The 14,286-nt window shown below is 69.8% G+C and carries 14 protein-coding genes and 1 tRNA gene; 5 read left to right on the forward strand and 10 right to left on the reverse strand.

Going from position 1 to position 14,286, the window contains the following annotated elements:
• Nucleotides 1-44: 44 nt before the first annotated feature.
• The 3 genes from prmC to hemA all read right to left on the reverse strand — a co-directional run bounded on the left by prmC (nucleotide 45) and on the right by hemA (nucleotide 3,306).
• A complete protein-coding gene (gene prmC / locus CEG14_RS23915) occupies nucleotides 45-857 on the reverse strand; it encodes a peptide chain release factor N(5)-glutamine methyltransferase (protein ID WP_094828900.1) in 813 nt (270 codons plus the stop codon).
• Between the two features lie 5 nt (nucleotides 858-862).
• Nucleotides 863-1,945, reverse strand: a complete 1,083-nt coding sequence (gene prfA / locus CEG14_RS23920; protein ID WP_094828901.1) for a peptide chain release factor 1 — start codon at nucleotides 1,943-1,945, stop codon at nucleotides 863-865.
• An 86-nt stretch (nucleotides 1,946-2,031) separates the two neighbouring features.
• On the reverse strand, nucleotides 2,032-3,306 hold the full coding sequence (hemA, locus tag CEG14_RS23925; RefSeq protein WP_094828902.1) for a glutamyl-tRNA reductase: 1,275 nt from the start codon (nucleotides 3,304-3,306) through the stop codon (nucleotides 2,032-2,034).
• Between the two features lie 459 nt (nucleotides 3,307-3,765).
• Between hemA and CEG14_RS23930 the strand changes: the two genes are divergently transcribed.
• A tRNA-Phe gene (locus CEG14_RS23930) sits at nucleotides 3,766-3,841 on the forward strand.
• A gap of 80 nt (nucleotides 3,842-3,921) precedes the next feature.
• Here the strand turns inward: CEG14_RS23930 and CEG14_RS23935 are convergent.
• The 6 genes from CEG14_RS23935 to CEG14_RS23960 all read right to left on the reverse strand — a co-directional run bounded on the left by CEG14_RS23935 (nucleotide 3,922) and on the right by CEG14_RS23960 (nucleotide 10,139).
• Nucleotides 3,922-4,533 carry a hypothetical protein gene (locus CEG14_RS23935; protein WP_094828903.1) on the reverse strand — a complete coding sequence of 204 codons (612 nt, stop codon included), beginning with the start codon at nucleotides 4,531-4,533 and terminating at the stop codon, nucleotides 3,922-3,924.
• 2 nt (nucleotides 4,534-4,535) lie between these two features.
• On the reverse strand, nucleotides 4,536-4,751 hold the full coding sequence (locus tag CEG14_RS23940; RefSeq protein ID WP_143277274.1) for a hypothetical protein: 216 nt from the start codon (nucleotides 4,749-4,751) through the stop codon (nucleotides 4,536-4,538).
• A 123-nt stretch (nucleotides 4,752-4,874) separates the two neighbouring features.
• Nucleotides 4,875-5,531: an SMI1/KNR4 family protein gene (locus tag CEG14_RS23945; RefSeq protein ID WP_179280663.1), complete on the reverse strand. Its 657-nt coding sequence runs from the start codon at nucleotides 5,529-5,531 to the stop codon at nucleotides 4,875-4,877.
• Between the two features lie 141 nt (nucleotides 5,532-5,672).
• The gene (locus CEG14_RS23950) at nucleotides 5,673-7,475 is read right to left on the reverse strand and encodes a uracil-xanthine permease family protein (RefSeq protein WP_179280664.1); all 1,803 of its coding nucleotides are present in this window, start codon (nucleotides 7,473-7,475) and stop codon (nucleotides 5,673-5,675) included.
• Between the two features lie 91 nt (nucleotides 7,476-7,566).
• On the reverse strand, nucleotides 7,567-8,247 hold the full coding sequence (locus CEG14_RS23955) for a GntR family transcriptional regulator (RefSeq protein WP_094828907.1): 681 nt from the start codon (nucleotides 8,245-8,247) through the stop codon (nucleotides 7,567-7,569).
• Nucleotides 8,248-8,468: 221 nt separating this feature from the next.
• Nucleotides 8,469-10,139, reverse strand: coding sequence for a thiamine pyrophosphate-binding protein (locus CEG14_RS23960; RefSeq protein WP_094828908.1), 1,671 nt, complete (start codon nucleotides 10,137-10,139; stop codon nucleotides 8,469-8,471).
• 343 nt (nucleotides 10,140-10,482) lie between these two features.
• Here CEG14_RS23960 and CEG14_RS23965 point away from each other — a divergent pair, with 343 nt between their 5' ends.
• Genes CEG14_RS23965 through CEG14_RS23980 form a run of 4 tightly spaced genes read left to right on the forward strand, consistent with a single transcriptional unit; the run spans nucleotide 10,483 to nucleotide 13,786 of the window.
• The gene (locus CEG14_RS23965; protein WP_094828909.1) at nucleotides 10,483-11,211 is read left to right on the forward strand and encodes a GntR family transcriptional regulator; all 729 of its coding nucleotides are present in this window, start codon (nucleotides 10,483-10,485) and stop codon (nucleotides 11,209-11,211) included.
• A gap of 32 nt (nucleotides 11,212-11,243) precedes the next feature.
• Nucleotides 11,244-12,167, forward strand: a complete 924-nt coding sequence (locus CEG14_RS23970) for an NAD(P)-dependent oxidoreductase (RefSeq protein WP_094828910.1) — start codon at nucleotides 11,244-11,246, stop codon at nucleotides 12,165-12,167.
• Nucleotides 12,164-12,523 (forward strand): RidA family protein, encoded by a 360-nt coding sequence (locus CEG14_RS23975; protein WP_094828911.1) that lies wholly within the window; start codon nucleotides 12,164-12,166, stop codon nucleotides 12,521-12,523. Before CEG14_RS23970 ends, CEG14_RS23975 begins: the two co-directional genes overlap by 4 nt.
• Nucleotides 12,524-12,550: 27 nt before the next feature.
• Nucleotides 12,551-13,786 carry a pyridoxal phosphate-dependent aminotransferase gene (locus CEG14_RS23980; RefSeq protein WP_094828912.1) on the forward strand — a complete coding sequence of 412 codons (1,236 nt, stop codon included), beginning with the start codon at nucleotides 12,551-12,553 and terminating at the stop codon, nucleotides 13,784-13,786.
• Nucleotides 13,787-13,864: 78 nt separating this feature from the next.
• Here CEG14_RS23980 and CEG14_RS23985 read toward each other — a convergent pair whose 3' ends face one another.
• Entirely contained in the window at nucleotides 13,865-14,272 is a 408-nt protein-coding gene (locus CEG14_RS23985; RefSeq protein ID WP_094828913.1) for a carboxymuconolactone decarboxylase family protein, read from the reverse strand.
• Nucleotides 14,273-14,286 lie beyond the last annotated feature (14 nt).

The following is a 14,286-nucleotide window of genomic DNA, read 5'->3' on the forward strand; positions in this document are numbered from 1 at the left end:
GTCTCGCAAAATAGGAAGCGGTTGTTCTTCACTGCATGGGTCAATTATAGGTAGCCGCCGGAAATCCGCTCGATTCCCGCCAGATCCGTACGGCTTTCCACCTGGCGCAGCCCGGCAGCGGTGAGCAGCGCACGCACCGCCTGGGCCTGGTCCCAGCCATGTTCGAGCCAGATCGCGCCCCCCGGCGCGAGCCGTCCCGGCGCCCCGGCGGCCAGCTCGGCCAGCGCCGACAGGCCGTCGGCGTGGTCGGTGAGCGCCCCCTGTGGCTCGAAGCGCAGGTCGCCCTGCGCCAGATGCGCGTCGTCGCGGTGGATATACGGCGGGTTCGACAATATCAGGTCGAAGCGCTCGCCCTCGGGCAGCGCGCCGTACCAGCTGCCCTGGTGAAACCGCACGCGGGCGCCGAGCCGCTGCGCATTGGCGCGCGCCACCGCCAGCGCGTCGGCGCTGAGGTCGGTGGCGCTCACATCGGCGGTCGGCGCGCCCAGCGCCACCGACACCGCGATCGCGCCGCTGCCGGTGCCCAGGTCGACCACGCGCGCGCCGGCGCGCTCATGCAGGAACGCCAGCGCGGTCTCGACCATCACTTCGGTATCGGGACGCGGTATCAGCACGGCCGGCGTGACCGCGAACACGTGGCCCATGAACTCGCGCTCGCCCAGCACATAGGCCATGGGCTCGCCGGCCAGCCGCCGGGCGGCCAGCGCCTCGTAGGCCTGGCGCTGCGCCGGGGTGAGCGCGTCGGTGTCGTGCGCGATCATCCAGGCGCGCGTGCGGCCCAGCGCGCGCTCGGCCAGCATGCGCGCCTCCAGGCGCGGCAGGCGGGCGTCGGCCAGCAGGTCCTTGATCTGGTCCATCGGGATCAGAGATCGTCGCCCAGGGCGGCCAGCTGCTCGGCCTGGTGCTCGGCCAGCAGCGCGCCGGTGAGCTCGTCCAGGTCGCCTTCCATGATCTGGCCCAGCTTGTAGAGCGTGAGATTGATGCGGTGATCGGTCACGCGGCCCTGCGGATAGTTGTAGGTGCGGATGCGCTCGGAGCGGTCGCCCGACCCGATCAGGCTCTTGCGCTCGGCCGCTTCCTTGCTCTGGCGCTCGCGCGTTTCCTTGTCTTTCAGGCGCGCGGCCAGCACCTGCATGGCCTTGTCCTTGTTGCGGTGCTGCGAGCGGTCGTCCTGGCACTCCACCACCAGGCCGGTGGGCAGGTGGGTGATGCGCACGGCGGAGTCGGTCTTGTTGATGTGCTGGCCGCCCGCGCCGCTCGCGCGGAACGTGTCGATGCGCAGGTCGGCGGCGTTGATCACGATCTCGCCCTGCTCGTCGGCCTCGGGCATCACGGCCACGGTGCAGGCCGAGGTGTGGATGCGGCCCTGCGCCTCGGTGGCCGGCACGCGCTGCACGCGGTGCGCGCCCGACTCGAACTTGAGCCGGCCGTACGCGCCATCGCCGTCGATGCGCGCGATCACTTCCTTGTAGCCGCCCAGCTCCGACGCGCTTTCCGACATGATCTCGACGCGCCAGCCGCGCTGCTCGGCGTAGCGCGAGTACATGCGCAGCAGGTCGCCCGAGAACAGCGCGCTCTCGTCGCCGCCGGTGCCGGCGCGGATTTCCAGGAACAGGCTGCGCGTGTCGTTGGGGTCGCGCGGCAGCAGCAGCACCTGCAGGTCGGCCTCGAGGGTCTCGATGCGCGCGCGGCCCGACTTGATCTCGTCTTCGGCCATGGCCTTCATGTCGGGATCGGACAGCATTTCCTGCGCCGTGGCCAGGTCGGCCTCGGTGGCCTGGAAGCTCTTGAAGGCCTCGACCACCGGCTCGAGCTCGGCGCGTTCGCGCGACAGCTTGCGAAAGCGGTCCATGTCGGAGGCGGTATCGGGGTCTGCCAACAGGGCGTCGACTTCAATCAGGCGGTGAGCCAACTGCTCCAACCGGCTGCGCATGGACGATTTCATGGGACCAACTCGAAAAAAAGGCGAAACGGGAACGGACGCGCGCGCGTCAGCTGCGCGCGGCGTGAGGCAGGCGTGTACGGGGACAGCTAACGGCGCGAGTCGCGGCCGGGGAACAGGCGCGGCACCCAGGAGAGCAACTGCTTGCGCTCGTCGCCTTCGCTGCGGTTGAGCGCGGCCAGCGGACCATGCAGATACTTCTGCGTGAGGCCGTGCGCCAGCTGTTCGAGCACCGCCTCGGGCGATTCGCCGCGCGCCAGCATGCGGCGGGCGCGTTCGAGCTCGGCGGCGCGGACGTCTTCTGCGGCCTGGTGCAGGTCACGGATGACCGGCACCACTTCGCGCGACTGCATCCAGTGCATGAAGCCCTGGACGCGAGTCTCGATGATGGCCTCGGCCTGCACCACCGCCGCGCGGCGCGCGTCGGTGCCGCTTTGCACCAGCCGACCCAGATCGTCGACCGAGTAGAGATAGACGTCGTCGAGGCGGCCGACTTCGGGCTCGATGTCGCGCGGCACCGCCAGGTCGATCATGACCATGGGGCGGTGGCGGCGCTGGCGCGTGGCGCGCTCGACCATGCCCAGGCCCAATATGGGCAGGGAACTGGCCGTACAGGACACCACCACGTCGAATTCGGCCAGGCGCTCGGTGAGGTCGGCCAGCTTCATGGTGCTGGCCGAGAAGCGGCCAGCGAGGGTCTCGGCGCGCTCGACGGTGCGATTGGCCACGACCATGGATTTGGGTTTCTGCGCGGCGAAGTGCGTGGCGCACAGCTCGATCATTTCGCCGGCGCCGATGAACAGCGTGCGGGCCTGGCCCAGATCGCCGAACACCCGTTCGGCCAGCCGCACCGCGGCCGCGGCCATCGACACCGAATGGGCGCCGATCGCGGTCTGGGACCGGACTTCCTTGGCCACGGAGAAGGTGCGCTGGAACAGCTGGTGCAGCAGCGTGCCGAGCGAGCCGAGCTCGTCGGCCGCGCGCACGGCGTCTTTCATCTGGCCCAGGATCTGCGGCTCGCCCAGCACCATCGAGTCCAGCCCGCTGGCGACACGGAACGCGTGGCGCACGGCGTCGTCCTGGCGATGGCGGTAGAGATGGGGGGAGAGCGCGGCGGATTCGAGCTGGTGATGCTCGGCCAGCCAGGCCGGCAACTGCTCGGCGGCGACGGCATCGGCGGCGCAGTAGATCTCGGTGCGATTACAGGTCGACAGGATCGCCGCTTCGCGCACCGACCCGCCGAACGCCAGGCGCAGGCCGTCCAGCGCGGGCTTGAGCAAGTCCGCGGGCATGGACACACGCTCGCGCACCGACACGGGCGCGGAAGTGTGATTCAGACCGAATGCAAGAACGGCGACAGACATGTGGGTTCGGCAGGGAGCGACCCCGCCGGCGCTAAGCTGCTAAGTTGTAACAGCGACCGTCCAAGATTATACCCCCCCGCCCCGGGTAAGCCCCGATACCCTACCCCGCGAGTCGGGAGTCTGTGGCGCATGCGCCATAGCAGGGACGGGGATGACGCCGTGCGGGCGAAGGGACGATGACGTGCGCGCGGATGGGGTTACGGCGGACGCCGGACCGACGCGCACCGCGTTGGCGTCGAGATCGGCGAGGCGCGCATCGTGATCCGCGCATCGCGCTGCGCGACATGCGGCGCGACATGCGGCGAGATGCGCATGCGCCGCGCGCGCTTTTTGCGCAGGGAATGCGCAACGCTGCGCAATCCCTGCGCAAAACGGCTGCGCGCTCAACGATTTCTCGATGTTTTTGCCGCTTTACGTGCACACGCGAAAATTTTCATGTATAGTCTCGTTCTTCGCGTTGGCCTGGTAGCTCAGTTGGTAGAGCAGCGGATTGAAAATCCGCGTGTCGGTGGTTCGATTCCGCCCCAGGCCACCAAGAATTCCAAAAGCCCGGTTGCTCACGCAACCGGGCTTTTTCATTTCCGGGCTTTCTCATTTGCGGCGTGCGGCGCATCCTCAGAGCCGGCGCCCCGCCTCCAGCGGGGCGTGGAGCGGGCGGAAATAGCCTTTGATGCATGCCGTGTTGCGTATGCAGAGCTGGATGTGCGTGTCGGTCAGGAAGCCCGCTTCGGGATAGATCGGCGCGCCCTCCAGAAAAGGGCCACGGACCGAGTCGTAGGTCAGGTCGGCGCGCGCGAGCCGATACGCATGGAGCAGATTCATGACGGCACAGTCCAGCCCGCGCCCGGCCTTGTCCGGCGTGGGGCCGACGTTGCGCACCATCGCCATGCCCGCCGCGGCCGAGAGGTCGGCGTAAAGGCCATGCGCCGCACGCACCTGCGCCGTACTATCGCGATCGAACAGATCGAGGCAATGCCTCAGGTCGATGACGGCGCCCACCACGAACGGTCGCAGGATCCTGCCCTGCGCCTTGCGCTGCCGGGCCCACGCCATCGCCCGGCCCGGGCTGCCCTCCCAGAAATAGATGCCGTGGCCGAGCCAATCCCATTTTTGCGCGGACGGCAGCAGATGTGTGTCGCCGCGCAAGACGCGCTCACCCACGACCCGGTCGCAACCGTGGAATCCCAGGACAAAGCTCGGCTGGTACTCATAGGCGGGCCAGACCATGATCAATTTCGGAAGGGCTTGGCCAGCTTGCCCGAGGCCGTGATGATGCCGGCTGCACGCAGCAGCGCGAGCGCGGACTCCCTGGTGCTGGCGTGCTCCCGCGCAAACGCCCGCATATCGCGGATCCGCTCCGCCGGGGTCATGATCCGCACGAACCTGGCCTGCTGCGCTTTCGCAGCGGGCACCCGCTTTGCTTTCTTGGGGGAGTCAGCAGCCATGGAGGCACCTCGCAGAGTCTTTGGGTACCGGCACGCACACGCACGCCGGGCCCTGCGATCGATTCTATCGTCGCGCTCGCCAATGCCAACCCGGGGCAACGACGACACAGGACGTATACATCTCTAGCTTTCGATCTCCCACTGCGCCACCACCCCGAACACCACCGGCTCGGGCACGCGGAAGCGGGCGGCGCGGGCTTCGGCGTCGTCTTGGGGCAGCAGGGCCGGCACCAGCGTGGGGCGGGCCTTGGGGCCGGTCTTGTAGGGCTGTTGCGTGACCGCCTGCCGGGCGGGTGCGAGCAGCGCCTCGGCATGCGGGGCGGGCAGCGCGGCGGTGCTGCTGTTGAGGCTGGCGCGCACGGCGGCGGCGAGGTCGTCGGCGTCGCCGTCGAGGTGCGAGAGGTCGGCGTAGCTGGACAGGTGCGAGGCCGCGACGAAGTCGGCGAAGCTGGCGTGGTCGAGGCGGCTCTCGTCGTCGTCATGCCAGACGCAGGCCACGCCTTCGCGGCCGTCGGCCAGGCGGACCAGGCAGTAGGCGTCGCCGGCGCCGGACTGGGCAAACGGGAAATAGCGGTTGCCGTTCTGTGCGGCGGGGTTGAGCCATTCGTCGATGTCGCGCTGGCTGTCTTCGGGGTCGAGCCATTCGAAGTCATACACCGCCGCCATGGCCGCGCCATCGGGCGTGCCGGCCACGCCGCTGCGATACCACGCGGCGAGTTCGGGCGGCAGTTCGAAGCCTGCCTGGCGTGCGATGTCGGTGAACGTGCTCAACAAATCCATGCGTACCTCCTGAGATCGACGTCCCATTCTAGGGCATGAAAATGGCGCCTTCCGTCATCGCTGCACCCGGTTGCGCGCGCAGCATGCACGGGCCCGGCGCGGCGGTGACGGCCGCCAGGTGCGATGCGCGCGGCGCGCGCCTCAATGATCGAAATGCAGGCGCAGGAACGATTGCCCGTTGCGCTCGCCGGTGGAGAGCCGGTCGGCCAGCCGTCGCAGCAACGCCGACGACACGCCGGCCAGCGCCGCGTCGAGCGCGGCGTGGAAGTTGGCGTCGTCGGTGTCGAGCAACTGCGCGGGATCGACGCGCGCGCCGCCCAGCGGCAGCGGCGGCCCGCTGTGCAGCAGCTCCACGTCGAGGTTGAACTCGTCGAAGCTGCCGCGCACCTGCAGCAGCTCGCGCCCGCCGGCCTGGGCGATGGCCTCGGCGCCTTCGAGCGCGGCGGCCGCGGCGCGCTGCACGGCGTCGCGGCGCGCGCCCCAGACCGCGCCCTGGTGCTCGACGAACTGCACGATGGCGGTGGCCGCGTCGGCGGGCGGATGCGGATAGTCGGCACTGGCCGCGGGCAGCGGCGCGAGCGAGCGCGCCGCGCGCCGCGAGGTGCCGAGGCGAAACAGCATGTTGAGCACGATGGCCAGGATGCCGCCCAGGATCACGCCGTTGCCGACCACGAACTGCAGGGCCTGCGGCGCCTCGCGGGGCAGCGCCGGCAGCAGGATCACGCCCATGCCCGCCACCACCGACAGGCCCACCATGAAGATGGCGCGCGAATCGAGCGCGCGCGAGGCGATCAGCTCGACGCCCGACACGATCAGATAGGCCGCCGCGTAGATCTCGACCGCGCCGATCACCGGCGTCGGGATCAGCGTGAGCGCCAGCGTGCCCTTGGGCATGAAGGCCACCAGGGCCAGCAGGCCGGCGGTGGCCAGGCCCACGTAGCGCGAGGTGCTGCGGCTGATGTGGCACAGCGCGATGTTGGCCGACGAGGTCGAGCTCGGCAGGCCGCCCAGAAAGCCGGTCGCGATGGCCGACAGCGAGCCGGCACGCAGGCCCCGCCCCACGCGCGCCATGTCGGCACGGCGCCAGTCGGCGTCGTCCATCTTGTTCATCAGGATCACGGTGCCCAGCGTGTCGAGCTGCACCATCAGCGAGAGCAAGGCGACCGCCAGCAAAAGCCCGAGATCCACATCGAACACCGGCACGGTGAGCGCGGGCAGCGCGAACAGCGGCGCCTCGGCCAGCAGCGCGCCGCCCTCGAGCCGGCCGGCCAGCCCGGCCATCAGCACGCCCGCGGCGAGCCCGGCCAGCAACGCAAACAGCTTCATGCGGCGCGAACCCCAGACGGAAAAGCCCACCACCACCGCCAGGGCCACGGCCGTGATCGTGACCGCCTGCAGGTCCAGCGCCCCGCCCTTGCCCAGCCCCGTGCTGTGCTCCAGCGCGGGCGTCACCAGCGACAGCCCGGTCAGGCAGATCACCACCCCGGCCACCGTGGGCGGGAACAGCGCGCGCAGGCGCGGCAGCACCTGCGCCACGAACAGGCCCACCAGCCCGTTGACCAGCCCGGCCGCGGCCAGCCCGCCCGGGCCGTAATGCACCAGGATGGCGGCGGCGGTGATGAAGATCACCGGATCGGGGATGTGCACGATCAGGGCGCCGGCGCCGGTGCGCGCACCCCATGCCTGCAACAGCGTCGCCAGCGCCATGCCGAGCACGGTGGCCGTGACCAGGCTGTTGGTCACCGCCACCGGCAGCTGCGCCATGTGGGCGGCCACCAGCACGTAGGCGATCAGCGCCAGCGCGGTGGCGGCGTGCTGCAGGCCGAGGCCGAGCAGCGCGCCGGCGGGCGGGCGCTCGTTGGCGGCATAGACCAGATCGGCGGGACGACGCTGCGGCGGCACGGCGGGCAGGCGCAGGCGGGAAAGCAAGGAGGGGGAGGACACGTGGGCACCCGGGGTGACGGGCCGCCGCGATGCGCGCACGCCCTCTGGGCGTGAGTAACCGCCGCGCGGCCGCGGTTCCCTCGCGGGCGGATCAGGCGGGCACGCCGCTCATGTAGATCTGGGCGTAGCCCTCGCGGATGGCCGAGACGATCTGGTCCATGCGGCGGCCGATGTGCTTTTCCAGGATGGCCACGCATTCGGCCTCGTCGCGCGCCAGCAGGGCCTGGGCCAGCCGGCGGTGCTCGTCCTGCGAGGCCGGCCGGTCGGCGCGCTTCATGTCGATCCAGCGCACGAAGCGGATGCGCGCGTTCACGTTCTTGAGCACGCGCAGCATCTCGACGTTGTTCGACATCGCCATCACGCGTTCGTGGAAGGCCTCGTCGAGCGCGACCAGCTCGGCGATGTCGCGCTCGCCCGCGTCGGGGCCGGTGGCGTCGAGAAAGCCGATCAGGGCCTGGATGTCGGCGTCCTGCGCGCGCGCGATGGTCAGGCGCACCGCCGCCACTTCGATCGCGCGACGCAGCTCATAGAGCGAGAAGATCTCCTGCACGTCGAGGTCGCGGCAGAAAAAGCCCTTGCCCGGCAGAAAGCGCAGCAGGCCCTCGATGCTGAGGCGGTTGAGCGCCTCGCGCAACGGCGTGCGCGACACGCCCAGCTGCTTGGCGAGCGCCACTTCGTTGAGGCGTTCGCCGGGCTTGAACACATAGCCGATCGCCATGTCCCGAATCTGTTCGTAGACCTTGTCGACGACGCTGTCGCTGGCGGTGCTCATGGGATCTCCGGTGATGCAAGGTGGGCCACGGGGCCGGCTCGCAGGGCCGCGCGGCGGCCCGGTGATCCGAAGACGGGGCGGCGCTGGCCTGCGTGGTTCCCGGCGATCCTGGCAGACGAGTCAGGCCGCGGCCGGCATCTCGCACGACGCGGCCGCGACGCACCGCGGATAGTAGTCGATCCGCGCGCCGCGCCACCCGCTGGCGGCGCGGCCCGGCCGCCTTACGCCTTGGGCGTGAAGTCGCGGCCGTGCGACTGGGCACGCGGGTCGAGCTTGCAGTGCAGGATCGCGGGCTTGCCGCTGGCCAGCGCGCGTTCGAAGGCCGGTGCGAACTGCGCCGTGGTGTCGACGCGCTCGCCGTGGCCGCCGAACGCCACCGCCATCGCGGCGAAGTCGGGGTTGGTGAGCTGCGTGGCCACCACACGGCCCGGGTAGTCGCGTTCCTGGTGCATGCGGATCGTGCCGTACTGGCTGTTGTCGACCACCACCACGATGATCGGCGCGTCGTACTGCACCGCCGTGGCGAACTCCTGGCCGTTCATCAGGAAGCAGCCGTCGCCCGCGAACGCCACCACCACGCGCTCCGGCAGCTGGCGCTTGGCCATCACCGCGGCCGGCACGCCGTAGCCCATCGAGCCGCTGGTGGGCGCGAGCTGGGTGGCGTGGCGGTGGAAGCGGTGATGACGGTGCAGCCAGCCGGCGTAATTGCCCGCGCCGTTGCAGATGATGGCGTCGGCCGGCAGGCGGTCGCGCAGCCAGGTGACGACCTCGCCGTACTGGAAGTCGCCGGGCAGCTTGCGCGCCACGTCGGTCCAGGCGAGATATTCGGCGTGGGCCTGCTCGGCGCTGCCGGCCCAGGCGGGCGCGGCGGGCACCTGCACCTGCTCCAGCGCGGCCGCGAACCCGCGCGGCGAGGCCAGGATGGCGAGGTCGGGCTGGTACACCCGGCCCAGCTCCTCGGCGCCCGGATGCACGTGCACCAGCGTCTGCTGCGGCACCGGCACGTCGAGCAGCGTGTACGACGACGACGGCATCTCCGACAGGCGGCCGCCGATCAGCAGGATCAGGTCGGCCTCGGTGATGCGGGCCTTGAGCTTGGCGTCGGGGCCGATGCCCAGGTCGCCGGCATAGTTGGGATGGTCGGCATCGAACAGCGCGGCGCGGCGGAACGACGTGGCCACCGGCAGCTTGGCGCGCTCGGCGAAGCGGGCGAACGCGGCGCAGGCGGCCTCGTCCCAGCCCGAGCCGCCCAGCACGGCGATCGGCTTGCGCGCCTTGGACAGCAGCTCGCCGAGCTGCTGCAGATCATGGGGCGCGGGCCAGGCCAGCGCCGGCTCCACGCGCGGCGCGTCCTGCACCTGGACCACGTCGACCAGCATGTCTTCGGGCAGTGCGATCACGACCGGGCCCGGGCGGCCCTGCATGGCGACGCGGAACGCGCGCGCCACCAGCTCCGGCACGCGCTCGGCGCTGTCGATCTCCACGACCCACTTGGAAATGGCGCCGAACATGCCGCGGTAGTCGATTTCCTGGAACGCCTCGCGCTCCTTCATGCTGCGGTCGACCTGGCCGATGAACAGAATCATCGGCGTGGAATCCTGCATGGCGATGTGCACGCCGTGGCTGGCGTTGGTGGCGCCCGGGCCGCGCGTGACGAAGCAGATGCCGGGGCGGCCGGTGAGCTTGCCGTAGGCCTCGGCCATGATGGCCGCGCCGCCCTCGTTGCGGCAGGAGATCACTTCGACGCCGCTGTCGTAGAGCGCGTCGAGCGCGGCCAGGTAGCTTTCGCCGGGCACGCAGGTGACGCGATCGACGCCCTGGGCGAGCAACTGATCGATGAGCACCTGGCCGCCGGTGCGGTCGGCGAGGGGTGCGGGGCTGGCAGAGGTCATGGCAAGCGTCTCGTGGTTGGCGCGAGCTCGTTCCTGGCTCGCGGCGACGGATCGGAAAAGCCCCCGGGGACGCCCGGGCGCTGGCGAATTCGGACTGCGCGGACGGTCCGGCCCGAAAGGCCGGCGCCGCTCCTGCCGCAACCGGACACTGCGTCGCGACGGGTGAAAAAATCATATCACTTGACTGCATACACTCCAAGCATCATCATCTGTATACAGCTTCAAATACAGGTTGTCCCGGATAGCGCCCTGGCCGGACAGCCGGCAGAATTTCCCGATTTTTCAGCCACTTGCACTGCCGGCCGCCGAGCGGCCCAGGCAAGCGGCACCCGCACCCGACACCATGACGGCAACCCTCGCGCCCTCGCCGGCCAACATCTACGACCGCATCAAGGCCATGGCGACCACCTTCCGCCTGCGGCCGGGCGAACGCATCAACGAGGTCGAGCTGGCGCGCCGCCTGGGCGTGTCGCGCACGCCGGTGCGCGAGGCGCTCAACCGGGTGGCGGCGGAGGGCTTTCTGGTGGCCACGCCGAGCCGCGGCTATACGGTGCGCGCGCTCGACGCCCAGCAGATCCTGGCGCTCTACGAATACCGCGCCACGGTGGAGCTGGGCATCGTGCGGCTGGTGTGCGCGCGTGCCACCGAGGCCGAGCTGCTGGCCCTGCTCGAGCTGGCCGAACAGCACCAGGACGAGCCCGAAACCGACGGCCAGGCCATCCGCCTGCTCTGGCGCGACGAGGAGTTCCACGAGCGCCTGGCCGCGCTCACGCACAACGACGAGTTCCAGCGCTCGATCCGCTCGATCAACGAGCGCATCCGCTTTGCGCGCTGGATGGACCTGCGTTCGCGCCGGGCCCACACCCGCACCGATCATCCCGACATCGTGCGCGCGCTGCTCGCGCGCGACCTGGCGCGCGTCGAGGCCCTGATGGCGCGCCACATCGATCACCACCTCGATCATCTGATCGAACTCACCCGGCGCGGCTATGCCGAGATCTACATGGGCAACGCGCTCGCCGACTACGCGGAGGCGCGGCTGGCCGAAACCAGCCTGCTGCCGCCCTGCTGACCCCTCACCCTTCGACCCTCTCAAGGATTCCCATGAAAGCTGTGTTCCTCGACGCCAATCCCACGCTGTCCGCCGTGGCCGAACGCCTGCATCGCAAGGATGATCCGCAGCTGGTGATCAACCGCCAGCCCGACATCACGTCCGACCAGATCCCGGCCAAGCTCGGCGACGCCGAGATCGCGATCATCGACCACACGCACCTGCCCACCGCCATCGCGCGCGAGTGCAAGTCACTCAAGCACGTGGTGTTTCTCGGCACGGGCGCGCGCTCGTACATGAATCCGGAAGAGCTGGCCGAGCTCGGCATCGAGGTGCACATCATCAAGGGCTATGGCGACACCGCCGTGGCCGAGTGCGCGTTCGCGCTGATGTGGGCCGCCGCCAAGGGCTTCGCCAAGATGGACCGCGGCATGCGCGCCGGCAACTGGCTGCGCACCGACGCCGTGCAACTCACCGGCAAGACCATCGGCCTGGTGGGCTTCGGCGGCATCGCGGCCGAAGTGGCCCGCCTGGCGCAGGGCGCCGGCATGAAGGTGCTGGCCTGGAACCGCAGCGCCAAGAGCCATCCGGGCGTGACCTTCGTCAGCCTCGAAGACCTGCTGGCGCAGAGCGACGTGGTGTCGGTGCACCTGCTGCTCAACGACGAGACGCGCGGCCTGCTGTCGGCCGAACGCATCCAGCAGATGCGCGACGGCGCCATCCTGGTCAACACCGCCCGCGGCGCCATCGTCGACGAGGCCGCCATGATCGCCGCGCTCAAGAGCGGCAAGCTGGGCGCCGCCGGCCTGGACGTGTTCGAGGTCGAACCGATGCCCGCGCAACATCCGCTCTACGAACTCGACAACGTCACGCTGTCGGCCCACTCGGCCTTCCGCACGCCCGAAGCCAGCGACAACCTGGTGCAGGCCGCGCTGAACCACTGCCGTCGCGTGAGCGGCCAGGGAGCGCAGCAATGAGCGAGCGCCTGCCCATCACCCGCCTGGACCAGAACAGCCGCCGCGCGCGCGCGGTGATCCACAACAACACCGTGTACCTCGCCGGCCACACCGCCGACGACCGCTCGCAGGACATCGGCGGCCAGACCCGCCAGGTCCTGGCCAAGGTCGACGAGATGCTGGCCGCGGCCGGCACCGACAAGTCGCGCGCGCTGAACGTGACCATCTGGCTCAAGTCGATGGCCGACTTCGCCGGCATGAATGCGGTCTATGATGCCTGGATCGCGTCCGGCCAGGCGCCGGCGCGGTGCTGCGGCGCGATCGAGCTCGCCGCCCCCGACATCCTCGTTGAAATCATGGTCACGGCCGCCGTCTAGCCCGACCTCACAGAAGCAAAGCAAGCCATGTCCACCTCTGCTACTCCTGCTGAAAAACCGGTGTTGCGGCGCGCCAGCCGGATCGCCAAGATCGAAGTGTCCGAGATCCTGCGCATCGGCGCGCGCGCGGCCCAGCTCAAGCGCGACGGCCGCGACGTGATCGTGCTCGGCGCCGGCGAGCCCGACTTCGACACGCCCGACAACGTCAAGCAGGCCGCGGTCCGCGCGATCGAGGCCGGCGAAACCAAGTACACGCTGCTCGACGGCACGATCGCGCTGAAAACCGCGATCGCGGGCAAGTTCAAGCGCGAAAACGGCCTCGATTTCGGCCTCGACCAGATCACGGCCAGCGCCGGCGCCAAGCAGGTGATCCACAACGCGCTGATGGCCACGCTCGACGCGGGCGACGAAGTCATCGTCGTCACGCCGTACTGGACCTCCTACGCCGACATGATCACCATCGCCGGCGGCACGACCGTGCAGGTCGATGCGCGCGAAGAAAACGGCTTCCTGCTGGATCCGGCCGATCTCGAACGCGCCATCACGCCGCGCACCCGCTGGCTGATGCTGAACTCGCCGTCCAACCCCTCGGGCGCGGCCTACGACGAGGCGCGGCTGCGCGCCATCGCCGACGTGCTGCTGCGTCATCCGCACGTGTGGCTGCTGGCCGACGACATCTACGAACACCTGATCTATGACGGCTTTGCCTTCAAGACCATGGTGCAGGTGGAGCCGAAGCTGGCCGACCGCACGCTCACGGTCAACGGCCTGTCCAAGGCCTACGCCATGACAGGCTGGCGCCTGGGTTATGCGGGCGGCCCGAAAGAACTGATCGCCGCGATGGCGGTGGTGCAGAGCCAGAGCACGTCGAACCCGTGCTCGGTGACGCAGGCCGCCGCGATCGAAGCGCTCAATGGGCCGCAGGACGTGCTGGCCGAACGGCGTGAGTCGTTCCGCCGCCGCCGCGACCTGGTGGTGGACGCGCTCAACGCCATCCCCGGCATCCGCTGCCGCCGTCCGGAAGGCGCGTTCTACACCTACGCAAATTGCGAAGGCGTGCTGGGCAAGACCACGCCGAAGGGCCAGAAGCTGGCCACCGACGCGGACTTCTGCGCCTACCTGCTCAACGACCACGACGTGGCCGTGGTGCCGGGCAGCATCTTCGGCCTCGCGCCGTACTTCCGCATCAGCTACGCCACCTCCGAAGCCCAGCTGCGTACTGCCATGGAACGCATCGGCCGGGCCGTGAGCGAACTGCGCTGACCCTGGCGGCGTGCGCGGCCCCCGCGCACGCCCCACCGCCGGCCATGCAGCACCGGCCGGCGGCGCGGCCGCGCCGCCTTATTTCACCTGGAACGCCTCGTCGACCGGCACCTGCATGGCCGTGACGAGCGCATTGGTCTGCGCCGCCATCCCGATCACCGCCACCAGCTCGGCGTGCGCCTGGTCGGTCATGCCCTTGGCCTTCGCCGCCGCCGTGTGCGAGTGGATGCAGTAGGCGCAGCCGTTCGCCGTTGACACGGCGATGTAGATCATCTCGCGCACCAGCGGCGAGAGCTCGCCGTCGCTCATCATCACCTGCTTGAGCTGGCCCCAGGTGCGCTCGAGCGCCGGCGGATCGTTGGCGAGCGCGCGCCAGAAGTTGTTCACGAAATCCGATTTGCGCGTGGCGCGGATGTCTTCGAACACCGCCCAGGCCTGCGGGTTGTTGCGCACTTCGTCGTCGCTCAGCAATCGCACGGTCGACATGAGGTTTCTCCAGC

Origin of the sequence: Bordetella genomosp. 1 (assembly GCF_002261335.1) — a bacterium.
Taxonomy (GTDB): Bacteria; Pseudomonadota; Gammaproteobacteria; order Burkholderiales; family Burkholderiaceae_B; genus Bordetella.